The 25,303-nt window shown below is 70.1% G+C and carries 15 protein-coding genes and 1 pseudogene; 11 read left to right on the top strand and 5 right to left on the bottom strand.

Annotated elements, in window-relative coordinates:
* Nucleotides 1–40 precede the first annotated feature (40 nt).
* From LXM88_RS25845 to asnB, 11 genes and pseudogenes are all read left to right on the top strand, one after another.
* Nucleotides 41–253: a hypothetical protein gene (locus LXM88_RS25845; protein ID WP_034180511.1), complete on the top strand. Its 213-nt coding sequence runs from the start codon at nucleotides 41–43 to the stop codon at nucleotides 251–253.
* Between the two features lie 148 nt (nucleotides 254–401).
* Nucleotides 402–875: a hypothetical protein gene (locus LXM88_RS25840; protein ID WP_262545393.1), complete on the top strand. Its 474-nt coding sequence runs from the start codon at nucleotides 402–404 to the stop codon at nucleotides 873–875.
* A gap of 52 nt (nucleotides 876–927) precedes the next feature.
* Nucleotides 928–1,875 carry a type III secretion system inner membrane ring lipoprotein SctJ gene (gene sctJ, locus LXM88_RS25835; RefSeq protein ID WP_262545391.1) on the top strand — a complete coding sequence of 316 codons (948 nt, stop codon included), beginning with the start codon at nucleotides 928–930 and terminating at the stop codon, nucleotides 1,873–1,875.
* Entirely contained in the window at nucleotides 1,872–2,612 is a 741-nt protein-coding gene (locus LXM88_RS25830) for a Yop proteins translocation protein K (RefSeq protein WP_262545389.1), read from the top strand. Before sctJ ends, LXM88_RS25830 begins: the two co-directional genes overlap by 4 nt.
* Nucleotides 2,594–3,223 carry a type III secretion system stator protein SctL gene (gene sctL, locus LXM88_RS25825; RefSeq protein WP_047902779.1) on the top strand — a complete coding sequence of 210 codons (630 nt, stop codon included), beginning with the start codon at nucleotides 2,594–2,596 and terminating at the stop codon, nucleotides 3,221–3,223. The genes LXM88_RS25830 and sctL overlap by 19 nt, the downstream gene beginning before the upstream one ends.
* Nucleotides 3,220–4,605: a type III secretion system ATPase SctN gene (gene sctN / locus LXM88_RS25820; protein WP_262545388.1), complete on the top strand. Its 1,386-nt coding sequence runs from the start codon at nucleotides 3,220–3,222 to the stop codon at nucleotides 4,603–4,605. Before sctL ends, sctN begins: the two co-directional genes overlap by 4 nt.
* Nucleotides 4,598–5,254: pseudogene (locus LXM88_RS25815) on the top strand (hypothetical protein); the annotation flags it as partial. The gene sctN and the pseudogene LXM88_RS25815, both read left to right, overlap by 8 nt.
* Before the next feature lie 167 nt (nucleotides 5,255–5,421).
* A complete protein-coding gene (sctT, locus tag LXM88_RS25810) occupies nucleotides 5,422–6,231 on the top strand; it encodes a type III secretion system export apparatus subunit SctT (protein ID WP_262545387.1) in 810 nt (269 codons plus the stop codon).
* A gap of 18 nt (nucleotides 6,232–6,249) precedes the next feature.
* Nucleotides 6,250–7,281 (top strand): EscU/YscU/HrcU family type III secretion system export apparatus switch protein, encoded by a 1,032-nt coding sequence (locus LXM88_RS25805; RefSeq protein WP_262545386.1) that lies wholly within the window; start codon nucleotides 6,250–6,252, stop codon nucleotides 7,279–7,281.
* Nucleotides 7,260–7,496, top strand: a complete 237-nt coding sequence (locus tag LXM88_RS25800; RefSeq protein ID WP_262545385.1) for a hypothetical protein — start codon at nucleotides 7,260–7,262, stop codon at nucleotides 7,494–7,496. Before LXM88_RS25805 ends, LXM88_RS25800 begins: the two co-directional genes overlap by 22 nt.
* Before the next feature lie 61 nt (nucleotides 7,497–7,557).
* Nucleotides 7,558–9,525 (top strand): asparagine synthase (glutamine-hydrolyzing), encoded by a 1,968-nt coding sequence (asnB, locus tag LXM88_RS25795; protein WP_262545384.1) that lies wholly within the window; start codon nucleotides 7,558–7,560, stop codon nucleotides 9,523–9,525.
* A gap of 52 nt (nucleotides 9,526–9,577) precedes the next feature.
* Here the strand turns inward: asnB and LXM88_RS25790 are convergent, their stop codons facing one another.
* The 5 genes from LXM88_RS25790 to LXM88_RS25770 all read right to left on the bottom strand — a co-directional run bounded on the left by LXM88_RS25790 (nucleotide 9,578) and on the right by LXM88_RS25770 (nucleotide 24,938).
* Nucleotides 9,578–21,289, bottom strand: coding sequence for an LWXIA domain-containing protein (locus tag LXM88_RS25790; protein ID WP_262545383.1), 11,712 nt, complete (start codon nucleotides 21,287–21,289; stop codon nucleotides 9,578–9,580).
* Nucleotides 21,290–21,524: 235 nt separating this feature from the next.
* Nucleotides 21,525–22,319, bottom strand: a complete 795-nt coding sequence (locus tag LXM88_RS25785) for a lytic transglycosylase domain-containing protein (protein ID WP_262545382.1) — start codon at nucleotides 22,317–22,319, stop codon at nucleotides 21,525–21,527.
* Nucleotides 22,316–22,990, bottom strand: coding sequence for a type III secretion system export apparatus subunit SctR (gene sctR, locus LXM88_RS25780; RefSeq protein ID WP_262545381.1), 675 nt, complete (start codon nucleotides 22,988–22,990; stop codon nucleotides 22,316–22,318). The genes LXM88_RS25785 and sctR overlap by 4 nt, the downstream gene beginning before the upstream one ends.
* Nucleotides 22,991–22,993: 3 nt before the next feature.
* Nucleotides 22,994–24,148, bottom strand: a complete 1,155-nt coding sequence (sctQ, locus tag LXM88_RS25775; RefSeq protein ID WP_262545380.1) for a type III secretion system cytoplasmic ring protein SctQ — start codon at nucleotides 24,146–24,148, stop codon at nucleotides 22,994–22,996.
* Between the two features lie 391 nt (nucleotides 24,149–24,539).
* Nucleotides 24,540–24,938: a winged helix-turn-helix domain-containing protein gene (locus LXM88_RS25770; protein ID WP_262545379.1), complete on the bottom strand. Its 399-nt coding sequence runs from the start codon at nucleotides 24,936–24,938 to the stop codon at nucleotides 24,540–24,542.
* Between the last annotated feature and the right edge of the window lie 365 nt (nucleotides 24,939–25,303).

The raw sequence follows: 25,303 nt of genomic DNA, 5'->3' as shown, positions 1-25,303 counted from the left end.
CCGCCGGAAGGTGAATGAAGTTCACGTTAAGGAGCAAAACATGGGTACCCAGGCCGCAGGTGGTGCAACCAACACGAACCAGGTCCAGCAGCAGGCCGACGACCTGACCAAGACGCAGCTCGAACTGACGAAGATCAACTTCCAGGTCCAGCAGTCGACCGCGACGTTCGAAACCAGCAACGCAGTGACCGCGCAGGAAGGGACGGCGAACGCCCAGGTTGCGCAACACCTGAGCTCGGCCGGCCGCGCATGAAGCCGGTCGCCGGCCGCGCCGCGCGACGGCGCGCGCCGGGTTTGCCCGCGAAGGGCGCCCGGCCGCGGATGCGCGCGTGCCGGCCGGCCTGTTCCGGGCGGGCCCGACCGATCCGGTCCGGCGCCTGCCAGCCAAGGAGGGCATGGATATGTCAGTGACAGGCGTAGGCGCGGCGCCGCCGGGCGCGGCCGCGCTCGCGGGTGCCGTGCAGCAGACGGGCTCGGCGTCCGATCCGGCGCAGGTGCGCCAGTTCGATGCGCTGATGCAGCCGGGTGCATCGCCGGCCGCGTCGTCTTCGTCGGGCGTCGCGATGTCGCGCGCGCCGGCGGATGCGGCGCCTGCCGTGCAGATGACGCCCGCGCAGGCGAACCAGTCGTCGCTCGTCGAGCGGTTGCGCACGTACGGCAACGATCTCGACACGCGGTACGCGAACATCGACAAGCATCGCAGCGAAATGCTGACGTCGATGGCCGACAACCGCAGCGATCCGATGATGACGATGGTGAAGGCGATGGATTTCCAGTGGACGGCGACCACCACGATTTCGGAATACCAGTTGAGCCTGTCGGTCGCGCAGGCGGCGAACGGCTTCACGCACACCGTGCTGAAGACGCAGGAGTGAAAGCGTGCGTGCGGGCCTGACACGGTCCGGCGCACCCTGAAGCGGACAAACGATGACGACGATCGATTCGACGCCGCGCGCGCATGCGTGGCGCAGCCGGGCGGCGCGCGCGCTGCTCGCGGGGCTGCTCGTGCTGCTGGCCGGGTGCCAGAAGGAGCTGTACTCGGGCCTGTCGGAGCGCGATGCGAACCAGATGGTCGCGGTGCTCGGCGATGCGGGCATCAGCGCATCGAAGGACAACGACGCGCGCGACACGTCGGACCGCAACGCCTGGCTGGTCAGCGTCGCGGACGGCGACATGCAGTCGGCGCTCACGGTGCTGCAGGCGAACGGGCTGCCGAAGCCGAGTTATGCGAGCCTCGGCGAGCTGTTCCAGAAGCAGGGCCTCGTGTCGACGCCGGCCGAGGAGCGCGTGCGCTACCTGTACGGCGTATCGCAGGACCTGTCGCGCACGCTGCAGGACATCGAAGGCGTGGTCGTCGCGCGCGTGCAGGTCGTGATTCCGGAGAACGATCCGCTCGCGGACAAGATCAAGCCGTCGTCGGCGGCCGTGTATATCCGTTACCGGCCGGGCATCGACCTGCGCGCGATGGCGCCGATGGTCAAGGATCTCGTCGCGCACAGCATCGAGGGGCTGCAGTACGACAACGTGTCGCTGTTCCTGCAGCCGGCCGCCGCGCAGGCGACGCGCGTGGACGGGATCGGCAGCGCGGTGACCGACATCGTGCGGCTGCGCTCGCCGCTCGGCTGGCTCGTGTTCGCGCTGATCCTGCTGACCTGCGCGGTGATCGCGCTGTCGGCCGCGCGGCGCGGGATGTTCGGCGCGCGGCTTGCAGGCCTGCTCGGCGCGCCGCGCAGCGCCGGTGGCGGGAACGGAGCGTCCGGGCATCCGGCGTCCGGGCATCCGGGGTCCGGGCAGCCGGCGTCCGGGCATCCGGCATCCGCTCAGTCGGCCGGCGGCGGGCTGCGCACGCCGGACGGCGTGCACGACGGCGCATGAGCGATCCGCATGCGCTGCCGCCGGGCGACGGGCCCGACGCCGTGCCGCTGCCGTGGCTGCAGCCGCTCGCGCCGCCGCCCGCCGCGCGCCGTGCCGCGTTTCATGCGCTCGTCTGCGATTTCAACCTGCGGCCCGACCGTTATCTGCACGTGACGCGCGTGCCGGCCGACTGGCCCGCACGCTACCGCTCGCCGGACGTATTCGGCGCGGCCGGCCGCAAGGTGCTCGCGCGGTACCTGCTCGATGCGAACGGTGTGGCCGCCCGGCACGACTTCGACGTCGAGAATGCGTGTGCGCGGCTCGCGCTGCTGCCGGGCGCGGCGCTCGAGCAACTGGCGTCGTATGCGGGGCTGCTGCTGCATCGCACGTGGCTGCGCGATGCGCTGACCGTAAGGCGCATCCGCGCGGAAGTCGCGGCCCGGCTCGGCGGCGACGCGCTGGAGCTCGCGCTCGAACGCGCGCCGGAATTCGGCGCACTCGCCGACACGCTCGAACCGTGGCGCGCGGATCCCGCCGCGCTGCCCGTCGTGATCCGCGCGCGCGGCGGGCGGCTGCTCGCGGATTTCATCGGCGTGGCGGGCGATGCGGTCGCGCGGCGCGCGCGCCTGAAGTTCAACCGCGCGATCGACGACGAAGCGCCTTACTGGCTGAACCGCGCGCAACGCGACCAGTTCGGCGAACTGCTGTTCCTGTTTCTGATTCCCGAGAGGCTTGCGTCATGGGACTGGCTTTTTTGATCACGAGCGACAACCTGCAACTGCTGTCGGAGCGCAAGGTGCTCAAGGAGCGCGAATACGCGGCGCTGCTCGACGCGTCCGCGGTGATCGCGACCGCGCACGACGAGGCCGCTCGCATCGTCGCCGACGCGCAGCGCGAATTCGACAAGCGGCAGGCGGCCGGCTACGACGAGGGGATGCGTCGCGCGCAGCGCGAGCAGGCCGCGCACGCGTACACGCAGGCGCTCGCCGCCGCGCGCACGATGGAGACGATGAAGGACGCGATGGCCGATATCGTCGTGAAGGCCGTGCGCGCGATCGTCGGCGAGATGAGCACGCAGAAGCTGTACGAGGCCGCGCTGGCGCGGATCGCGCCGCTCGTGCGCGACGAGGCGTTCCTGGTCGTGCATGTCGCACCCGGCCGCAAGGACGAAATGCGCGACGCGCTCGACGGCGCATTCGCGGGGCAGTCGAACCGGCAGAAGATCCGCATCGTCGAGGACGCGCAACTCGAACGCCATGCGTGCACGGTCGAGACGCCCTCAGGCCGCATCGACGCGAGCCTCGACCTGCAGATCGACGCACTGCGTCAGGCGATCCGCCGCGACGCGCTGAAGGGCGCCGCGCGATGAACGCGCCGCTCGACGATACGCCGCCGTTCGGAAGCGGCGACGACGACGACGGCGCGCCGTTCGATCGCGGCCGCCTCGTCGGCGAGCTCGACGCGGGGCTCGCGTTTTTCTCGCCGGTGTCGGTGCAGGGCCGCGTCAATCACGCGGTCGGGCAGATCCTGAACGCGACGGGTATCCGCGCGCGGCTCGGCGAGATCTGCGAGCTTCGCACGCCGAACCAGCCGACGCTGCTCGCCGAGGTGGTCGGGTTTTCGCGGCAGACGACGCTGCTCACGCCGCTCGGCGACGTGGCCGGGCTGTCGCCGGAGACGACCGTCGTACCGTCCGGGCGCGAGCATGTATTCCCGGTCGGTGAAGGGCTGTTCGGCCGCGTGCTCGACGGGCTCGGCCGGCCGCTCGACGATCGCGGGCCGGTGACGGGCGCCGCGTGGGTGTCGACGCAGCAGGATCCGCCGAACCCGCTCGCGCGCCAGATGATCGACACGCCGTTTCCGACCGGCGTGCGCGTGATCGACGGGCTGATGACGCTCGGCGTCGGGCAGCGCGTCGGCATCTTCGCGCCGTCGGGCGTCGGCAAGAGCACGTTGCTCGGGATGATCGCGCGCGGCGCGCAGGCCGACGTGAACGTGATCGCGCTGGTCGGCGAACGCGGTCGCGAGGTGCGCGAATTCATCGAGCACAGCCTGTCGCCCGAGGTGCGCGCGCGTTCGATCGTCGTCGTGTCGACGTCCGATCGCCCGGCGATGGAGCGCGTGAAATCCGCGCTCGTCGCCACCGCGATTGCCGAGCACTTCCGCGACGCGGGCAAGCGCGTGCTGCTGCTCGTCGATTCGCTGACGCGCTTCGCGCGTGCGCAGCGCGAGGTCGGCCTCGCGAGCGGCGAGCCGCCGACGCGGCGCAGCTTCCCGCCGTCGACGTTCGCGGTGCTGCCGCGCCTGCTCGAACGCGCGGGGCAGGGCGCGAACGGGTCGATCACCGCGCTCTACACGGTGCTCGTCGAAGGCGACGAGGAATCGGACCCGATCGCCGAGGAGGTGCGCTCGATCCTCGACGGCCATATCGTGCTGTCGCGCAAGATCGCGCTCGCGAACCGCTATCCGGCGATCGACGTGCTCGCGAGCCTGTCGCGCGTGATGCCGCTCGTCGCGAGCCGCGCGCACCAGCATGCGGCCGCGCGCGTGCGCGAGCTGATTGCGAAGTATCAGGAGATCGAACTGCTCGTGCAGATCGGCGAGTATCGCGAAGGCAGCGACCGGCTCGGCGATCTCGCGCTGCGCGCCCGCGACGCGATCGGCGCGTTCTGCGCGCAGGCGTCGCACGAGGACGTGCGCTTCGACGCGCTGCTCGCGAAGCTGACGAAGCTGGCGAACGATCATGTCTGAAGCCGACGACCGCCTCGTGCTTGCCACGCTTGCACGCCTGAAGCGCGTGCGCGAGATGCGCAGCCAGATCGCGCGCGTCGCGGCCGCGCGCCAGCAGGGCATCGCCGCGCAAAGCCGCCGCGCGCTCGACGCCGCGCATGCGCAGCTCGCGCAGCAGGTCGCCGCGAAGGCCGCGATCCAGACGCGGCTCGCCGACGATGTGCGCGAGGCGCGCGCGCTGCAGAACGCGGCGGCCGACACGCGCACGTTCGACCGGCACATCGGCAGCGCGAACGCGTCGGTCAGCAAGGCCGCGCACGTGCATCGCGGGCACGAGGCGACGCTGGCCGACCTGCAGCGCGCCGCGCGCAAGGCGAAGGCCGCCGAGGACAAGCTCGACAAGGCCGGCGAAAAGGCGCTGCACGCGCGCGCCGCGCGGGTCGAGCGCGATGCCGACGAAGTCGCGGACGGCTACGCGGTGCGGCGCTTCGCGACGGCGGGGGTATGGGCAGGCGCGACGGGCGATATGGCCGGCCACGCGGCCGCGCAGCCGGAAGCGGCTGCAGCGTTCGACGCGGAGATGGCCGCGCAGCCGGCCGATGCGGAAGCCGGTGCAGCCGACCTCACCGACGTGACTGCCTCAACCGCCTCAACTGCCTCAACTGCCTCAACTGCCTCAACTGCCTCAACTGCCTCAACTGCCTCAACTGCCTCAACCGCCTCAACCGCCTCAACTGCCTCAACTGCCTCAACCGCCTCAACCGCCTCAACCGCTTCAACCGCCTCGGCAGCCCCGGCCGACGATACCGCATCGCCCGCCGCCGCCGCGGAGCGCCGATGCTAGACCAGGCCGCCGGTTTCAACGACGTCGCGGGCACGCTGCGACCGCTGCTTTACGTGATGCCGCGCCTGTTGCCGATCATGTTCGTCGTGCCGGTATTCAACGAGCAGATCATCACGGGCCTCGTGCGCAACGGGATCGCCGTCGTGATCGCCGCGTTCGTCGCGCCGGCGATCGATTCCGCGCAGGTGGCCGCGCTGCCGTTCCTGATGTGGTGCCTGCTGGTCGCGAAGGAAGCGGTGGTCGGCATGCTGCTCGCGGGCGCGTTCAGCGCGGTGCTGTTCGCGATCCAGGGCGTCGGCTACCTGATCGATTTCCAGACGGGCAGCGGCAGCGCCGCGTTCTTCGATCCGATGGGCGGGCACGAGGGCGGCCCGACCTCGGGCTTCCTCAATTTCGTCGCGATCGCGCTGTTCGTCACGGCCGGCGGCCTGCAGGTGCTTGTGCAACTGTTCGCGCAGTCGTACGCGTGGTGGCCGATCGGCTCGCTCGGCCCCGATTTCTCGTCGATGCTGCAGACCTTCATCGTGCGGCAGACCGACACGATCTTCGAATGGATGGTGAAGCTCGCCGCGCCGGTGACGATCGTGCTGGTGCTCGTCGAGCTCGGCATCGGGCTCGTCGGGCGCGCGGTGCCGCAACTCAACATCTTCGTGTTCTCGCAGCCACTGAAGAGCGCGCTCGCGCTGCTGATGATGGTGCTGTTCCTGCCGGTGGTGTACGCGTCGCTGCATTCGCTGCTGAGCCCCGACAGCGGGCTGATGGCGCTGCTGCGCGCGCTGTTCGCCGCGCAGGGCGGCGCGTGAGCGCGCGACGGAGCCGACATGGCCGAAAAGGACCAGAAGCCGACCGAGAAGCGCCTGCGCGAGGCGCGCGAGAAAGGCGATGTGCCGAAGAGCGCGGAAACGATTTCGTCGGCGTTCTTCGTCGGCGTGTGCGTCGCGCTCGCGGTGGGAATCGGCGCGCTGTTCGCGCGGCTGCAGGCGCTGTTCCGGCTCGTGTTCGACGCAGTCGGCGCGGCCGACCCGTCCGCACGGATCGCGGTGCTGATCGACGGCGCCGCGCGCGACTGGGCGACGCAGTCCGCGCAGATCGTCGCGGCCGGGCTGCTGGCCGGCCTGCTCGCGGGCTTCGTGCAGGTCGGCGGCGTGATGGCGTGGAGCCGGCTCGTGCCGCAGCTGTCGCGGCTCAATCCGGCCGAGGGGATGAAGAACCTGTGGTCGATGCGCAACCTCGTCAACCTGGTGAAGATGCTGCTGAAGACGGTGCTGCTCGTCGCGACGCTCGGCTGGCTGATCGTCGAGTCGCTCGACCCGTCGGTGCAATCGGGTTTCACGCGGCCAGTGTCGATCCTCGCGCTGATCGTGAAGCTGCTGATGCTGCTGTTCGGCTGGGCCGCGCTGATCTATATCGTGATGGCGCTGATCGACATCGTGCATCAGCGGCACGAGTTCAACCAGAAGATGAAGATGTCGATCGACGAAGTGCGGCGCGAGCACAAGGAGGACGAGGGCGACCCGCACATCGAGGCGAAGCGCCGGCAACTCGCGCGCGAAGCGCAGTTCGCGTCGCTGCCGGACCGGATCGGCTTCGCGTCGGTCGTCGTCTATTCGCCGCGCGTCGCGGTCGCGCTCTACTACGGCGGGATCGGCACGCTGCCGTGGGTGCTCGCGCGCGGCGAAGGCGAGGCGGCCGAGCGGATCGTGCGGCTCGCGCGCGACGCGCTGCGCCCGACGCTCGCGAACGTCGGGCTCGCGCAGGCGCTGTACGAGACGACACCCGAGAACGGCACGATCGAGCAGCAGCATTTCCGCGAGGTCGCGCAGTTGCTGAAATGGGCGACCGGCGCCGCTTGACGCATGCCGCGGCGGGCCGCGACAGGCGCATCGGCATACCGCCCCTTTTTCCGGGAAGTGGGCTGGCTCGACCGTCCGTTCCGATTCGATATGGCCCTTTGCGCGATCATGCGCGCACGGCGCTTGACGATATTTTTTTCTGGTTATTGCCGGAATTCATCGGTGAATTATTGCTGAATTATTTCTTCGTAATATGGCTCGACCGTCACGCCTGACGGCGGGCCGCGAGGTTGCGCCATGCGTGACGGAACAGGTCAACAGGGGCGAACAAATCAAATGTGTGGAATCGACGGCTTTCTGAATACCGTCGCCATCGATGAGGAGACTGCGCGCGGCACGCTCGCGCGAATGACGGCGAGCCTCGCGCATCGGGGGCCGGACGGGCAGGGCATCTGGGTCGATCCGGAAGCCGGCATCGCGCTCGGCCACCGGCGGCTGGCGATCGTCGACCTGTCGGTGCATGGCCGACAGCCGATGGCATCCGCGTGCGGCCGCTACGTCATGGTCTTCAACGGCGAAATCTACAACCATCGCGAACTGCGCGCGGAGCTCGAGCGCGCGGGGCGCGCACCGGCGTGGCGCGGCCACTCCGACAGCGAGGTGCTGATCGCGGCGATCGTCGCGTGGGGTGTCGAGGCGACGCTGCGGCGCGCGACCGGCATGTTCGCGTTCGCGCTGTGGAATCGCGAGTCGCGGGTGCTGACGCTCGCGCGCGACCGGATCGGCGAGAAGCCGCTCTACTACGGCCGGATCGGCGACGCGCTCGTGTTCGCGTCGGAGCTCAAGGCGCTGCGCGGCTATCCGGGCTTCGACGGCACGGTCGACCGCGACGCGCTGTGCCTGTACCTGCGCCAGTCGAGCGTGCCCGCGCCGTACACGATCTATCGCGGCATCCGCAAGCTGCCGCCCGGCACGTATATCCAGTTCGAGCATGCGCGCGACACGCCGCGCGTGCGCGCGTACTGGACGCTCGAACAGGCGATCGAGAGCGGCCGCGAGCAGCCGTTCGAGGGCAATGCCGACGAGGCCGTCGGCCAGCTCGACGCGATCCTGCGCCAGGCCGTCGCGCGGCAGATGGAAGCCGACGTGCCGCTCGGCGCGTTCCTGTCGGGCGGCGTCGATTCGTCGGCGATCGTCGCGCTGATGCAGGCGCAATCGGCGACGCCGGTCGACACGTTTACGATCGGCTTCCATGAAGCCGGCTACGACGAAGCCGGATATGCGAAGGCCGTCGCGCGCCATCTCGGCACGCGGCATACCGAACTCTACGTGACGGCCGACCATGCGCTCGGCGTCGTGCCGAAGCTGCCGTCGATCTACGACGAGCCGTTCGCCGATGCCTCGCAGATCCCGACCTTCCTCGTGTCGGAGCTGACGCGCCGGCATGTGAAGGTAAGCCTGTCCGGCGACGGCGGCGACGAGTTGTTCGGCGGCTACACGCGCTATTTCCTGACGCCGCGCCTGTGGCGCAAGCTGCATCGCGTGCCGGCCGCCGTGCGCGCGCGGATCGCCGCCGCGCTGCATGCGCTGCGACCCGATCACGCGGACCAGCTCGCGGCCGTCGCGCAGGGCGCGTGGGGCGGCGTGGAGGCGCGCGAATCGGCGTCGCGCATCGGCGACCGCCTGCACAAGCTCGGCCATGTGATGACGGCGGAGAGCCGCATCGGGCTGTACCGGCTGCTGATGTCGTCGGTGCATCATCCCGAGCGCATCGCGCTGTCGGGGCAGGAGCCGCCGACGCCGCTCGACACGGCGTCCGCGTGGCCCGCGCACCTGAGCTTTGCCGAGCAGGCGATGGCAATCGATACGCTCACGTATTTGCCGACCGACATTCTCGCGAAGGTCGACCGCGCGGCGATGGCCGTGAGCCTCGAGACGCGCATGCCGTTCCTCGACCATCACGTCGTCGAATTCGCGTGGCGCGTGCCGGCGTCGGTGCGCTTGCCGGAAGGGCAGTCGAAGGCGCTGCTGCGCCGGCTGCTCGACCAGTACGTGCCGTCGGCGCTGATCGACCGGCCGAAGCAGGGCTTCTGCGCGCCCGTCGATCACTGGCTGCGCGGCGCGCTGCGCGACTGGGCCGAGGCATTGCTGCGGCCGTCGCGATTGCGCGAAGAGGGTTTCTTCGATGCGGCCGCGGTCGAGCGCCTGTGGCGGCAGCACCAGACGGGGCGGATGAACTGGCAGCATCAGTTGTGGACGGTGCTGATGTTCCAGGCGTGGCTGGAGGCGCAGCGCGCCGGGTGACGCGGCGTGCTGCGCGGTCGGGGTTTGCTCTTTCCGGCCGCCGGGCTGAACGTCAGCCGACGTTCAGCGGCGTGCCGATCGCGATGCGGCCCGGATCGCCGGCGGCCGCCGGATTGAGCTGCAGGATCTCGTTCAGCGCGCGCGCATCCTGCTCGCCGCGCGTCATCGCCTGCTGGTCGGCGCGCGACACGTGCGCGGCGTCGAGCAGCGACTGGCGATGCTGGTCCGCGATCACCCAGAGCGAATCGCCGGCGACGACGATGTAGGGCTGCGGCGAATTCGACGGCGTGCTCGACGGCGTGCCCTGCGACGGTTGAGGCTGCGTGGGCGTCGTGCTTGCCGGCGGCGACGCCGTGGCGGACGGCGATGCGCTCGGCGACGCGCTCGGCGACGCGCTCGGCGATGCACCCGGCGCGAGATTCGACTGTGACGGCGTATTGCCCGACGACGGCCCGGACGAACCGAATACCCAGTTGAACACGCCGCCGATCATCGGTGCGAGACCGATGCCGATGATGAACTTGTAGCCGAACGCGGCGACCGGAACGATGACCAGCGCGGTCGGGATCTTCTTGACGAACGGCATCGCGTTCGGGTAGTGCGTGTTGATCCGCCCGGCGAGCAGCAGCGCGGCCGACGTGCCGGTTGCGATCGCGAGATCGTATTCGCCTTGCCCCCATTGGGACGCGGTGGAGAGTCCGCCGAGCGCGACCGACGCGAAGTCGCCCGCCGAATCGAACAGGCGCACTGTGCGGCTGCGCTTGTCCGGGTTCACGCGATGCGCGCTGATCGCATAGGAGAGCCCCGCGTAGGCGGTGCCCAGCACGCCGCTGGCAATGCCGGCGGACCCGGCGACGAGGTCGAACAGGCCTTTCGCGTCGAGCACCTTGCCGAGGCCGCTCGCGAACGTCGCGGCCGACGCGACCGTGACGCCCGCCCGTCCCGCGATCCCGAACAGCCGGCGCGGATTGCCCGAATGCAGCTGCTGCAGCGACGTCCCGCCGACCACCCCCTGCATCTGCGACAGCACGTCGGCGCCGAGCGCCTTGATATTGGCTGTGGCGTCCTCGAAGGTCATCAACCCGAGCTGGTGCAGCGCGACGTACTGCGCGGCCATCGCACGGGCTTCGTTCGATGCCGCCTGGAGCTGGGTCAGCCGGTGCTCGCCATACTCGTGCGCGCCGGCCCGGAGCTGTTTCGTGAGCGTCACCTCGAGGCGCGTGAGCACGGCCTGCGCGGCATCCGGGTTGCCGGACTGCAGGCTGCGGATCGCGCCCTGATGCATGACCTGGAACACACGCCCGAGACGCGACGCGAGGAGGAACGACGACGTCGCGTTGTTCATTGCGGTCTTGTCCAGCCAGTGCGTTCCGAACGTATCGATGAAGACGAGCGAACTCGCGCCCGCGACGATCGCGGTGGACGTGATCGATTTCACGAAGTCGAGCGGTCGGGACGACGGCCGGTGCACGCGCAACGCCTTCAGTTGCGCGGATGCCGGGTCCATCGTGGGCGCGCCGGTCTCTTCCGGTTGCGCGACCGCCTTGCGATTCGCGCCGATCGGATGGGATCCGTCGTTCTGCAGCGCTTTCTGGCTGATGACCGACTGCCAGTACGTATGGCTGTCGGAGGCATTCCACGGCGCGACGGACGGCCGCTTGGGCACGCCGCCGCCGACGCGGCCGAGCCATTCCAGGCTGGCGATGCGTGCGCGCTTCTCGGTCTTGCCCGAAGGCGGATTGTCCGGGTTGTCCCACCCTTTCTCCACGGCGTCGATCGTCGCGCGGCGCGCCTGATTCAGCAGCGCCGACGTGTTGCCTTCGTACAGGTCGCCGCGCAGCTTCGCGATCTGCGCGTCCGACAGGCCTTTCGCGTTGCCGATGCGCGCGATTTCGGCGAACAGGATCTGCTGCTGGTTCGCGAACGTGTCGGTGCCCAGCGGATCGTAGACGCGGGTGAGCGCGTCGCCGCCGTGCAGCCGGGCGAGCTTGCTGGGGGCACCGGGATTGTCGCGCGCGTCGAGCGCGTAGTCGACGATCTTCGCCGCCAGCGCGCGCGTGAGGTCGGGATTCGCGACGAAATCGGCGCCGTGCGTGCCCCACGACAGGCCGACATGGATCCCGGCGAGCGGTTCGCGATCGAGGATGGCTTCCAGCAGCTTCACGTGCCCTTCGCCCGGGACCGGTTCGAGCACCGCGTCCCAGCCGTGGAAGGTCAGCATCACGAGCGGTGTCGGCTCGCCGGCGTGGTCGCGCATCCACGATTCGATGGATTCGCCCACGCGCCGGATTTCCGAGTAGCTGTTGTTGGTGCCGGCCATCGCATGACCGTCCTCGAGCGATACGAGCGGGCGTGACGGCGCAGTTTCGAGCCGCAGCAGGAAACCGTATTTCGATGCCGCATCGAGCCACTTGTGCAGGTGCGCGAGATCGTCGAGCTCGAGCGTGTGCTGCGTGCCGTCCGGGTTCGTGCGCGTGATCGTCGCGGTGTTCTCGTCGAAGCGGGCATCTTTCGGCGAACCGAAATCGTTCGCGCGCTGAATGAACCCCGGGTCCTGCTTGCCGCCGCCCGCGGCCGCAAGCGTATACGGGTCGACCGCGATCGTGACGGCCGGCATCGCGCCGCCGAACCGCTTGATGTAGCGCACCATCCGCTCCGGATCGTCGCGCAGCGAGAACGAGCGCGACATCGGCGCGAGGCGGTCGCGGATCTCGGCGGGCAGTTTGAGGAACGCCTTGATCATCTTCCGGTCGGCGACGCGCGCGATGTTGGTGCGCTTCGCAAGACGTTGCGCCACGCGCACCGGCAGGTAGCGGCTGCCTTCCGGATGCGCGAGCACGCCGCGCGGATTGAGGCTCGACGGCTCGCGCCACATGCCCAGCGTCGTGAAGATCGATTTCCACATCGGCGCATCGGCCATGATCGTCTGCGGTTCGTCGCCGAGCCTCAGCCCACCCGCGTCGGGTTGCCCCTTGCGCCCCGCGTAGGCCTTGAGGTGCTCGACGGTCGACGCGAAATCGGCGGCCTTCGCCTTTCCGTAGCGCGTGACCGTTTCGATGATCGTGCCGGACGACAGGCCCGGCTGGAACGGCGCGAGCGCGAGCGGCTTCGCGGCCGGCACGGCTGGCTGGTTCGCCGCCTTGGCGGCCTTCTGCCGGTTTTTTTTGCCCTTGCCCTTGACGCGCGGCGCCTTTGCGGGCTTCGTGCCTTGCGGTGCGGCGGCCGGAGCCGGCTGCGCGGCCTCTCGCGTGGCGGCCGCACGCGGCGCGAAGGCGTCGGGCGCGAGCGTGGAAAGCAGGAAGTGCTGGTCCGCACCATACGGGCCGCCGCCGATCTTCGTCTGGTCGAGCGGCCGGCCGTTGTCGGCGTTGCCGAGCTGATTCGCTTCGTCGTACCACAGGGCCTTGCCGTTGGCCACTTCGATGATGCCGGCGGGCGAGCCTTGCAGCGCGTCGGTGACCGGCCCTTCGTGCCGATACACATACACGTAGTGCCCGTCGGGGATGTCGCCCATTTCGAGCGCGCGCATCAGGCGCGGTGCGTGCGTGCCGTTGAAGCCGACCACCGCGTCGCCGTTCTCCGGCAGCAGGTTCGGCATGCGCGACGGGGAGGGTGCCTGCGCGATTTCGCGGGTCTTGCGCCGCACCGCGGGGCTGAACTTCGCGAGTCCGCGCTGCACGTAGGGGCCCGGCTTCGGGATCGGCTTCTTCTCGTCGCCAAGCGCGCGGCGCAATTCGGCCGGTGCGAAGCCGCCATAGCCTTCGACCACGTCGTGCGGGATGTCGGACACGACGAACCGGACGCCGCGCCGCCCGCTGGACAGCGAACGCGCGCGGCGACGAAACGCGTCGCCGAGATTGCGCGGCTCGATCGTCGCGTCGCCGAGCGACGTCGATTCATGGTAGGTCCACTGGTGCGCGGCGTCGCGGGTCGCGTAGCCGAGCACCTTGCCGGTCTTGTGCTCGATCGCATAGAGCGTGGTGGTGCCGCCGGTGTGCGTGCGCGCGGCTTTTTCGGCCTGTTTCGGCCGACGGAAACGCGGCGCGTCGGCAAGCGACTGCGCGTTGGCGACGACGTCCGCGCCGGGGCCCGTCGCGGACGGTTCGGCTTCCCAGACGCGGCCGTCGCTGCCTGCCTCGATGCGCGCCGCGCCGCCAAAATCGAGCAGTTCGGCAAGCGGCACCGGCGATACGTAGAAATCGAACGCCGCGCGTTCGTCGATGGCCCCGCTCTTCAGCGCGCGATGGACCTCCTGCGGCATCGGCGCATGCGGATCGGCCGGATCGTTCCCGGCCCGGTCGACGAACGCGCCCTGGTCGTCGGCCCGCATGCTCGCGACGAACTCCGGCTGCGGATGCGGCGCATCGAACCGGTCGGCCGGGCGATCCGCGTGCCTGGCGATCAGCACATGCACGTTCTTGCCGAACGCGTCCCGCATCTGCTGGTGATCGCGCAATTGCGCGCCGTCGACGCGGATCAGGTCACGCTTGCCGTGCGCGGCGAGGTGATCGAGCGCGTGCTGCGCCTGCTCGGCGCCCGGTATCGCGGGACTGGCCGGGCTGGCGGGCACCGGTGCGTTCGACGTCGGTTGCGGCGCAGGCGCCGGCATTTCGCGCGGCACGCCGTTCGCGTGCATGTCGGCGGCCTGGCTTGCATAGTAGTCCCGATAGGTCGCGTGGCCCGGCACCGACGGCGCGGCGTCGCCGAACGCGGCCGCGAGCCGGCGCAGGCCCGCTTCGTCGCCGGGCATCACGTGGTCGGCTTCGCGTGCGATCGCCTCGGGCAGGTGTGCGTCCTTTGCGATGTCGATGCCCGCGTCGTCGATGAGCTCGCGGCGCACCGCGAACGCGTTCGCCTGCGCACGCGCCTCGGCCATCAGCGCGCTGTCGGTCAGCGCATCGGTCGACGCGTGATCGAGCGCGAGCCGTCCGGTGATCGTCTCGACCGCGTGCCGGGCTTCGTGCGCGAGCGCATACACGAGCGTGCCCGTGCCGCGCAGCCGCCCGTCGAGCACGATGCGCTGCTTTGCGGTATCGACACGGCTGCCGCGCCCGGGTCGGCCGACCACGACCTTCCAGCCGGCTTCGCGCGCGAGCGCGATCTGTCCGCTCAACAGCGTCGACCGATCGACGAGCGCCAGGGCTTCCTTCGACAGCGGCGCACCGCCGAACCACATGCGGATTCGCGTGATGACGGACGGCTTCTGCACGAACGCGTCGGGCGGCAGCGTCTCGGCGATCGCCGGATGCGCGAGTTCGATGTCGCCATGTTCGAGGCCGTTCGCGAGCGCCCGTTCGATCTCGGCGAGCTTGGCGAGCGTCTCCAGGTGTTCGATCGATCGGGGCGAGCCCGGGTTGCGCGAGATTTCGCCGGGGTCGCTCAGCAGGAAATCGCCTTTGCGCGTGAAGATGCCCTGCAGGTCGAATGCGAGGCCTTCGCGTTCGACGACTTCACGAATCCGTTGCACGTGTTCGAGCGCCGCACGCGTGACGACGCGGGGCAGCGCGCCGGTATCGCGCATCGTGTGCGTATGGAGCACGCCGAGCGGACGGTACAGCACGCCGACGCGGCCGAACGCCGAGAACGGCCCGTTCATCGTGACCGCCTCCAGTCCGTACGAACGCAGGTCGTCGAGCGCGATCCGTTCCTCGACGGCCGCGCGTACGTGGCCGGACGTGGGTTGGTGCGCGTTGCGGTCGTACACGCCGAGCGCGGCGTCGTCGCCGAGCGCGAACACGGTCTTTTCGCCGCCGGAGCCGAGCAGCTCGCCCAGTTCGCGCGGGATATCGACGCGCGCGGCGCGGTCGCCGTTCGTATAGACGCCGAGCGGGTCGCCTTTCAACGGTCCCAGGTCGTGGGGTGCGGCCGGCGCCGGATCCAGACGGCGGAAGACGCCGGTGTCGAGCAGCGCGCCATGCGCACCGACCGCATGCGGCGGCGCGGCGTACACGGGGCGTTGCCACAGGTTCGCGAGCCGCGCGGCGTGTTCCTCGCCGCCGTGCCGGGCCGACAGCACGATCGAGTAACCGTGGCGCATCACGAACGACGGCGCCATGTCGAGCACGTATTCGTGCGCGCCGACCGGCTGCCCGTCGGCCAGCAGCGTGCCGTCCGCGAGCGTGTCGGCGTGCAGGACGATCACGCGGCGATCCTCGTCGACCGTGAAGTGCCGCACGCGGCCGGCGGCAAGTTCAGCCGCATCGGGACGCTCGCCCGCGCCGTACGGCGACGCGTAATCGGCGTGCGCGCGGCTCCACGCGACGCGTTCGTCGAAGCTGCGCGCGCCGCGCGGTGCGTCGCCTGCCTCGCGTGTCTGCGGCGCCGGCATCCGGCGCGGAACGCCGCCGCGCCGTTTCTGGCGCGCCCACACGTCGTGATAGAAGTCGCGGTAAGTCTCGCCGTCGCGGCCCGATACGGGAGCGTCGGCGAATGCGTCGACGAGCCGGCCGACCGTGCCCGCATAGTCGTGCGACGGCGCGCGCCACGCGTTGCCTTCGTGCTCGATCGCATCGGGCAGCCGCACGTGCGCGGCGATATCGCCGCCGCCCGCGAGCTGGATCTCGTAGCGTGCCTCGAACGCGTTGATCTGTGCGCGCGCCTCGGCTTCGAGCGCCTTGCGCGTGAAACGGTTGCGGTTGCCGTAGTCGAGATTCAGCACGCCGGCCATCGCCTCGACCGCATGCCGCGCTTCGTGCGCGAGCGTGTACGCGATGCTGCCCGGATGCTGGAGGCTGCCGTCGATCGTCACGCGGCGCTTGCGCGGATCGATGCGGCTGCCGCCGCCGCGCTTGCCGAGCGTCACGCGCCAGCCGGCGTCCTGCAGCATGCGCAACTGCGTCGCAAGCGTGCCCGACTGCATGGCGAGCGCCTGTGCGGCTTCGGGCAGCGCCGCGCCGCCGAAGCGCATCTGCATCCGCGTGATCCAGCCGGGGTTCGACGCGGCATGATCGGGCGGCGGGGTTTCCGTCGTCTCCGGATGGGCGGCCGCGAGCCCGGTGTCGTCGTTCGCGGCGGCCGGCCGGTCGCCGGCGCCGTTCCTGCGCGTATTCGTGCCGTCGGCGGTTTCGCCGGCCGCGTTGCCGGCGGCCTTGTCGGTGCCCGTGTCGCGCTCCGCCGCGCGTTCGGCGGTGGCGGGGCGCTCCGGCTTGACGAGCACGAGCACGCGGTTCGGCATGCTGAATACGCCGTCGAGCGCGCTGACGGGTTCGGCCGTCGCGGCGGGGCGCGGCATCGCCGGTTCGTTCGGGCCGCGCTTGCCGGCGAGCACGATCACCGTGTCGTCGGCGGCAGCCGGGCGGGGGGCCGCCGGCGGCGTTTCCTCGGCTGCGGCGCCCGGCAAGCCGGCTTCGGCGGCCGCGGTTTCCGGCGCGGCTTCCGGCGCGGGATCGAAGCGCAGCACGCGTGCGTCCGCGCGCAGCTGGCCGTCGGCGCCGAACGCGTCGGGCGCCGCCGCGTAGACGGGTTTTTGCCAGCGGTTCGCGAGTTCGGGCGCAAGCGCCGCGTCGTGCTCGCCGGCCACGACGATCACGGGCTCGTCGAGGTCCTGCGGGCGCAGCGCGGCCGGCCGCGCGCCGGGCGCGTCCGGTGTCGCGCCGTTGCGCACGACATAGACCGTGCGGTCGCCGACCTCCATCGGTTCGGCGCTCGGCCCGCGCGGCACCGCGATGCCGGCCGGGTCGGAGGTGGCCGGCCGCGTGGCGGGCGCCTCGTCCGTCAGGTCGATGACCTTCGCAGTGACGCGTGGCGGCGTGCCGTCCGCTGTCGTTGTCGTGCGCGTGCCGGGGCCGGCCGGCTCCTCGATGTCGACGGGTCGTGCGCGCAGTGCCTGTGCCTCCGCGCTGCGCCGGTCGCTGCGCGCAGCCGCCGTGCGGCCCACTTCGGCTTCGTCGTGCTGCTGATCGACGCGCGCGCGTTCCTGGCTCGTGCGCTGCGTGCTGCGGGCGTTGGTCGCGGTGCTCGCCGTTTCGCCGTCGGCGGCCGTTTGCGCGAGGCTGCGCGGCGCCTGCTCCGCGGTGGCGTTCGCCGGCCGGTTCGCTTCGCGCGCTTGCGCGATCGCGTGATCCAGGAGATCGAGCTCTGTCTTCGCGACGACGTTCGACGTCGTGCTCATCTCGCCGTCCGGGCCGAACGACAGTCGCTCGCCGGTACCCTTCACGTCATTGACGCGCGTGCCGTTGGTCCATTCCTTCGGCGATGCCGACACGACGGACAGCGTGCCGTCTTCGCCGAGCACCACCGACTCGCCGGGCGGCATCCGCTTGCTCGATGCCCGGTCGAGTACACGGATCGGCTTGTTGTCGTAGGTCAGGAGCTTGTCGCCGACCATCAGCCTGCCGTCCGGCAAGACCTTCACGGCTTCGCCGTCGAGCGTCGCGCGGGTGCGGCCGTACGCGAGCGACGACGCGTCGCCCTTGTTCAGGATCTGGCCGAGCATCTTGCTGTCGACGGTGACGGTGTCGCCGCCGGTCGTGCGGATCGGCACCGGCCGGCCCGAGCGGATACGCTGCGACGTGACCGCGCGCTCCTTCAGGCCGCCCGCGGCCATCAGCGCGACGTTGGTGAGCCCGGACTTGAGTGCCTCGCCGGCCGCTTTCCTGTTGCCCGTGAAATAGTCGACCCCGGCTTCGCCGAACGCCTCGACCGCGCCGCCGACGCCGGTCACGATCGCGGTCGCCTTCGCGCCCGTGTTGAGCAGCGCCGCGACTTTCGGCGTGCGCGTGAGCGCCGTCACCGCGCGCGTGAACAGCTTGCTGCCGGCGAGCTTCGCGGCGCCCGCCGCGCCCATCGGCACGAGATTGATGAAGTCGCCGCGCGCACCCGCGTCGGTGAACGGGTTGATGCTGCGGCCGTGTTCCATGCGCGTCGCGATGTCGAGCCCGGCGCTCGTCATCGACGCGCCGATCGCGGTGTACATCATCCCCGCGCCGAGCACATTCAGCGGTACGCCGATGACCGCGCCGACAACGGTGCCGTCGAGCAGCCCGCCGATGCCTTCGAGCGCCATCCCGCCGACCATCATCCCGATGTTCAGCCCGGTGCTGGTCAGCTTGCCGAGGAAGGTGTCGAAACCGCTTTCGTGATGCGCGGCCTTCGACACGAGCTGCAGCGTGCCGTCCGCGTTATGGCCGGTCGCGATGTCGACGGTGCCGTCCGACGACAGCTCGTTGTTGTTGATGTAATCGTTGATGTCGTTGTAGTTGCTGCCCGTCTCGTCGACGTATTGCGTGCCGTCCTTGCCGGTGACCTTGAAGATCGCGCTGGTCGTCATGCCGGCGTCCTTCGCCGCATACACCATCGGCAGGACGCTGACCTGCGCGTTCGCGCCGCCGCCGATCTTCAGCAGCTTGTCGCGCACGGTGTTGATCGTCGACAGCTTGTCCTTGTCGGTGAAGCGCGCGACGTCGTCGCTCGTGGGCGATACGGGATCCGAACCGTCGCTCGTCGTTGCATTGTTCTGCACGTCGGGCTGCATCCCGAGCGCGACGCCGATCAGGTTGCGCTGCTCGTTGTCGGTCAGCTTGCCGAAGGCGATCGTGTTGCCGTTCTGCGTGCTCGCGCTCGCCGCGTCGAGCAGCGAGTTCGACAGCTCGCCGCGATGCGCCTCATAGAAGTCGTGCAGCGCCTTCTTGTAGTCGTTCCCGGCGTCCGAATCGGGCGCCGCGTAGCGCAGCCGCTCGTCGAGCCCCGCGTCGAACTGGTCCATCAGCACCTGCTGGTGCGATGTCTCGCTCAGCAACTGCAGGCGCTGCACCGCGTTGTCCGCTTGCGTGACGGCCGCCTTCGCGTTGTCGAGCTGGCCCTGATACAGGTTCGGGCGCGGCATCGACGGCGCCGGGATCATGTCGTCGCCCGCGACATGGCGGAAACGCACGGGCGGCGGATTCGCGGCCGCCCAGTCGTCGTATTGTTTCTGCACCGACGCGAGCGTGCTTTTCGCCCCCGTCTGCTGGATGCGCGCCTGCGAGAGCGCCGCGTTGGTCGCGCGTTCGTTGACCGCATCCGACAGCCGGCTGTCGGCCGCGCGGATTGCGCCCGCGACGACCTGCAGGCGCTTCGCGTCGAGCATCGTCGGGCCCGTCGGCACGGCCGGCGTTTGCGGCAGCACGAGCTGATCGGTAGGCGACGGCGGCAACCCGCCATTCGCGGTCGACGACGGCGGCACCGGAAACGGCGACGGCGATGACGTCGGCAGCGTCGGCAGCGACGGCGTGCCGGTGGGTGCGGCGGTCGCAGATGTCGACAGCGACGGCACGGGCAGGGTCGGCAAGCCATTCGCGGTCGACAGCGACGGCGCAACGAACGGCGGCTGGACTGGCGGCTTCGCGAGCGCCGAGCGCGCGTTCACCTGCGCCTGGATCTGCGACGCCTGGTCGTCGTACTGCTGCGCGAGCGTCGCGCCGTAGGTGGCGACGAAGCCGTCCTGCGCGATGCTCGCCTGCTGCTGCGCCTGCGACAGTTTCGCGTACGCGTCGCCGAGATCGAGGTCGACCTGCGGATCCTTCAGCATCGAATTCGGGTTGGCCTTGTGCCAGTCGTCGGACGCCTGCTTCTTCTTCGTGTAATCGGCCTGCAGCGTGTCGACCTGCTGCTGCGCGGACAGCATCTGCAGATAGCCGCCGCTCGTGTTCGCGGCCGTCTGCGCGCGGGCGAGCGCGGTCTTCGCGTCCGACACGGCGTTCGGGACGACGACCGTCGGGCCTTCCTTGCCGCTGGCCGAATCGTATTGCTGCTGCGCGTTCGTGAGCGTCAGGCTGTCGTTCGCTGCGGCGACCGCGGCATTCGCGTAGTTCGCGTCCTTCGCGGCCGTCGTGACCGCCTGCTGCGCGGCGTCCTTCGAAGCCGGCGCGTCGGGCATCGTGACCACCAGCTCCAGCGGCTGGAGCGCGGTGTTCAACCGGCCGACGCCCGAGTCGAGCGCGCCCTTGTAGTCCGGATCGGCGAGATACGACTGGAACTGCGTGTACGCGAGGTTCGAGTTCGCGACGTCGGCGTAGTACTTCGACGCACCGACGGCGGCCGTCGCACTGGCGGTCTGCCAGTCGTCGTAGAGCCGGATCTGCAGCGGATTCTTGCAGTCGCTCGCCTGCGGCACCCAGTTCGGATCGTTCGCATGATCGGGAAATGCGGCCAGCAGCGTCTTGAACTGCTGGTCGGCGGCGTGCTGCGCGTCACCCGGATCGGTCACCTTGCCGGAGTCGTCGATCTTCATCCCGGCCGGCATGTCGGCGTTCGCCTGTTCGCCATACAGGATCATGTAGCCCGCGTCGGTCGTCACGTTCAGGTCGCGCTGCGCGCTGTCGGCGGCGGTGCGCGCCTTCGCATAGTTGTCCTGCGCGGCCTTGCGGTCGTCGGCCGTCGATTCGGGATCGCGGTTCGTGAGGCGCAGCACGTTCTGCGCGTCCTGCAGCGATTGCGATGCGTTGTCGTATTGCGTCTGCGCGTCCTGGATCGCCTTCTGCACCGCGCTCGTCTTTTTGTTCTCGACCGTGATGTCGGGCGGCGGCGCCGTGTACTGCGCGGCCATGCTCTGAACCAGCGACGTCGCGGATGCAATCTCGGCGTTGGTCGGCTTCGACGGGTCCGTGGACGACGTGGCCGTCACGGGAATCGGCGGCGACACGCTCGGGTTCGCGGGGCCGGCCGACGGATCGTCCTTCTTCGGCGGCGGAGGCGGTGGGGGCGGCGGCGCGACGACCGGGTTCAGCGTGTCCGACAGGAAGCGCTGCCAGTTGACGCCCATTCCCAATCCGTCGATCGACAGCATGCCAGCCTCCGTTGAATCGCGCGATGCGCGCAATGCACGGCGCCGTGCGCGCCACGACGCGATCCGACGAGTGTAGGGACACGGGTTGCGGCCGGATCGCCGCTGATTCGTAGCGCCGCGGCACGGCCGGCGCGCGCGTGCGCCGCACGCTACGAGATGAGCGCGGCCACATGGCGGCCGGGCGCCGCGTGGCGCGCTGGCGACGTTCGCGCTCCTGAAAACGGGCCACGCGCCGTCACTGATCGAGACACCGCACGCACAGCCGCTTCGCCTGGTTTGCCGGCAGCCCGCGGCACATCATCACGACCGGGCGCGCATGACACGAAGGCGCATCGGCGGACGCGGCGGGCGACGCCAGCCGCCGCGCGCGTTCGGGCGGCGTGGTGGCGGCGGCTTCCATGCGGCGACGGCGCTCGGGCGGCGGCGTGTCGCTCACGACGGGAATCGGTTCGATGCCGCCTTCGCGCGCATTGCGCTGCGCGCTTGCGACAACGCGGCTCACGTAGCCGCTCGAGAAGCCGGTCGTGAAGTTGCCGCTGTAGTAGCACGACAGCGCCGCGCGCAATGCGGCCTGTGTGGCGCGGCTGGTGCCCGACGAGCGCGCGAAGCATTCGGTCAGGATCGCGCCGCCGGCCTGCAGGTTGCGGCACGGCTCGAACATCGTCGCTTCGTCGAGCCCGTATTTCGCGAAATTTCGTTCGTTCACCTGCGCGAGGCCGACGCTGTAGCTGAAGCCGCGCGACGCCAGTTCGTGCGCGGTCGCGCGCGCCTCGTCGAGCGACGCGGGCTGGCGCGCCAGGTGGCCGCCGACCACGCCGATCGCATACGGATTGAAGCCCGATTCGGTGCGCACCAGCGCGGCGAGCGTGTCGGGATCGACGTTCGGCGCACACGCGCGTGCGAGTTGCGCAAAGCCCGCGCCGCTGGCCGCGCGCGCGATGCGCGGTTGCATTCCGGCGAATGCGAGCGCGAGCAGCCCGACCAGCGCGCACAGCCACGCGGCGGCGGTTCGCGGGCCGCGCGCGTTCATCCCGCGCCCGCCACGCGATACGACAGCACGAGCCCGTGCACGAGCATCGACCAGCCGTCGAGCGCGACGAACAGCAGCAGCTTGAACGGCACCGAGATCGTCGTCGGCGAGATCATCTGCATCCCGAGCGCAAGCAGGATGTTCGCGACCAGCAGGTCGACGACGATGAACACGATATAGATCACGAAGCCGATCTGGAACGCCTTCGTCAGCTCGGCGAGCGTGAAGCTCGGCACCAGCACGAGCAGGTCGTCGTCCTTGATGCCGTCCGCGCGGTTCTTCGGCCAGACCGACGTCGCGGTGCGCACGAAGAATTCGCGGTCGCGCTGCCGCGTGTGCGACACGAGGAAATCCTTGATCGGCGGCAACGCGGCATCGGCGAGCGCGCCGACGTCGGCGGTCGACAACTGCCCCGACGCGTCGAAGTGGCGCGCCTGCAGCGCATCGCGGATCGACATCCCGACGGGCGCCATGATGAACAGCGACAGGATCAGCGCGATGCCGTTCAGCACCAGGTTCGGCGGCACCTGCTGGATCCCGAGCGCGGAGCGCAGGAGGCCGAGCACGACCACGAGCTTCGTGTAGCTCGTCACCATCAGCGCCGCGAACGGCGCGATGCCGAGCGCGGCGATCACCGCGATCAGCGCGACCGGATTCGGCAGGTTGCCCATCGCTCAGCACTCGCGCGGCGCGGGTTGCGTCAGCGTGACGACCCGCACGCCGAGTTTCTGGCCGACCGCGATCAGGTGGCCGGTGCCGATCAGCATCCCGTTCGCGACCAGATGGATCACGCTCTGGTTGATCCCTTGCTGCAGCTCGATCACGGCGCCCGGCTGCAGCGCGCTCAACTCGCCGAGCGGCATCGACGTGGGTGGCAGCTCGAAGCGCAGGTCGACCGCGAGGCCGTCGAGCGTGCGCGGCGCATCGGCGGGCGGCGCGTCGTGCGCCGTTGCGGGCGCGGTATCGGTGCGGGTCGGTTCCAAAGGCATCTCCCTGATTCGTTCGACGGTCAGCCGGTTGCCCGACGGCCGTCCGGTGATCTCCCATGCCGGCGCGGCCGGCAGCCGCGCGACGCACAGCAGGTTCTGCTCGTGTGCCTGCCAGCGCTCGATCGCGATGATGTCGCCACCGACGACGTCGGCCAGTTCGGCCGTCGTCAGCTCGGTGCGGCCGATCTCGAACACGAGCGGCACGGGCAGGTTCGCGTAGGCCGCGCGCGTGTCGGCGAGCGCGGCCGGCGCGGCCGCGAAGAACACGGCCAGCGCATCGGGCGCGTCGAACAGCAGCGCGCCGTGGCAGCGCCATGCGCCGTCGGCGCGCCGCAGCTCGAAGCGCAGCGCGGCCGGCGCTGCGCGCCAGGCAGGCGTGCTCGCGGGCGGCGGCAGCAGCTCCACGCGCTGCCGCGTCGCGGCCTGCAGCACGGCCGTGAGCGGTGCGCACAGGTCGGCGAGCAGCGCCGCGCGGATCACGGCCGGCACGGCCGGGTCGGCCGCATCGCCGAGCCATGCCGTTTCCGCGACCGGATCGATCCATAGCGTGCCGGTGGCCGGGCCGACGACGAAGCGGTATGCGTGCGCATCGGCGGCCGGCTCGGCGTCGACGCGCCAGCGCACCTCGTACGCATGCTCGCCGAGCGTGACCGGGACGGCGCCGGTCGCGCAATACGCGTGCGACAGCCCGCGCGCGGCGGCGGCGGACAGGCGCGGCAGGTAGGGCGACGCGTCGAGCGCGACCGCGGCCGGCGCCGCGGCGGGCAGCGCGGAAACGGCGGGCATGGCCCGGTACGCGGCGTCGCCGGCGTCGGCATTCGTCAGGAACTGCGCAGGCACGGCGGGATCGGGGCGGATTCGGCGTTGATTCGCGGGTTGTGAGGGGGCCGGTGGCGCGGACGGGCACGCGGCTGCTGCGTCGATTGTAGGGACGGCCATGGCCGCGTGCCGCGCCGGAATCCGTAGTCGCGTGCATCGCGCGGCGGCGGGGAGCGCGGGGCGCTACGAAGCGTGCCGCGGCGCGATGGAATGCGACGAAGCGTGGTGCGCGGCGGCGGTCGGCCAAAAGCAACCGCCGCCCGGAGGCGGCGGTCGGGGCGCGACTGGCTGGCGGGCCGGGCGGCGTGCGGGCCGCATCCGGCCGGCAGGACGCGAAGCGCTGCGAACCTGCCCAGCGCGGTGGGGGGAGTGTTGCTGGCGCGCCGCAAGCGGGCGGCGCGCGGGTGAATCGTTATGCGTAGTCGGCGGCCATCGCGGCCTGCGGCGCGGCACGCAGGATCGGCGCCGCGTCGTGGCGCTCGACGTGCGTCATTGCCGCACCGAACAGCACGAGGCGATAGCCGACCGCATAGATCGGGATGATCCGCAGGTTCTTGTCGTGTTCGAGCTGCAGCTTCGAACGGATCCGCGAGATATGGGTATCGAGCGTGCGCGACGACACGCCGAGTTCACGGCCCCATACGGCTTCCTGGATTGCCTGCCGCGGCACGATCTTGTTCATGTTGTCGAGCAGGAATTCGACGACGTCGAATTCGCGCGGCGTAACGTCAACGACTGTGTTGTCGATTTCGATCGTGCGGCGCACGAAGTTGATTTTTATGTTGTCGATGTACAGGTATTTGCAATCCATGGTGGCCCTCGCATGTCCATGAAGGAGTGTTTGCGGGTTATGTACTGCAACTTCCGGGCCAGGATGGATCGTCAGGCGTCGGCGTGCGGCGATGCCGGGGCGGGGGGCGTGGAGACCTTGAATTTAAAAGAATTTTTAACGCGGGGCGCGGGGAGGGTGCGGGAGGGGTCGGAGCAGCATTGAAGGATTGTTACGTAGCATCGCGGGGCGACGTTACGGGCGTTACGTCTGACGTAACGTGTGGGGGAGACGGGATTCGGGACGGGCGGAACATGGTTTTCGCCGCACGGCGAATCCGACATCGAACCCTGCATGGTTTGATGAATGGTCTATAAAAATCAATGGGTTATGAGTGTTTTTTGCCG

It is taken from the genome of Burkholderia sp. S-53 (assembly GCF_025560745.1).
In the GTDB taxonomy this organism is placed as follows: Bacteria; Pseudomonadota; Gammaproteobacteria; order Burkholderiales; family Burkholderiaceae; genus Burkholderia; species Burkholderia pyrrocinia.
Note: the sequence above shows the minus strand (reverse complement) of the source record. Positions and strands in the feature narration are given on the sequence as shown.

Coding starts and splice junctions, on each gene's coding strand:
- asnB (WP_262545384.1), top strand. CDS start 7,558: ATGTGTGGAATCGACGGCTTTCTGAATACCGTCGCCATCGATGAGGAG.
- LXM88_RS25790 (WP_262545383.1), bottom strand. CDS start 21,289: ATGCTGTCGATCGACGGATTGGGAATGGGCGTCAACTGGCAGCGCTTC.
- sctJ (WP_262545391.1), top strand. CDS start 928: ATGACGACGATCGATTCGACGCCGCGCGCGCATGCGTGGCGCAGCCGG.
- LXM88_RS25785 (WP_262545382.1), bottom strand. CDS start 22,319: ATGAACGCGCGCGGCCCGCGAACCGCCGCCGCGTGGCTGTGCGCGCTG.
- LXM88_RS25800 (WP_262545385.1), top strand. CDS start 7,260: ATGGGCGACCGGCGCCGCTTGACGCATGCCGCGGCGGGCCGCGACAGG.
- sctN (WP_262545388.1), top strand. CDS start 3,220: ATGAACGCGCCGCTCGACGATACGCCGCCGTTCGGAAGCGGCGACGAC.
- LXM88_RS25770 (WP_262545379.1), bottom strand. CDS start 24,938: ATGGATTGCAAATACCTGTACATCGACAACATAAAAATCAACTTCGTG.
- LXM88_RS25805 (WP_262545386.1), top strand. CDS start 6,250: ATGGCCGAAAAGGACCAGAAGCCGACCGAGAAGCGCCTGCGCGAGGCG.
- LXM88_RS25840 (WP_262545393.1), top strand. CDS start 402: ATGTCAGTGACAGGCGTAGGCGCGGCGCCGCCGGGCGCGGCCGCGCTC.
- sctL (WP_047902779.1), top strand. CDS start 2,594: ATGGGACTGGCTTTTTTGATCACGAGCGACAACCTGCAACTGCTGTCG.
- LXM88_RS25830 (WP_262545389.1), top strand. CDS start 1,872: ATGAGCGATCCGCATGCGCTGCCGCCGGGCGACGGGCCCGACGCCGTG.
- LXM88_RS25845 (WP_034180511.1), top strand. CDS start 41: ATGGGTACCCAGGCCGCAGGTGGTGCAACCAACACGAACCAGGTCCAG.
- sctR (WP_262545381.1), bottom strand. CDS start 22,990: ATGGGCAACCTGCCGAATCCGGTCGCGCTGATCGCGGTGATCGCCGCG.
- sctT (WP_262545387.1), top strand. CDS start 5,422: ATGCTAGACCAGGCCGCCGGTTTCAACGACGTCGCGGGCACGCTGCGA.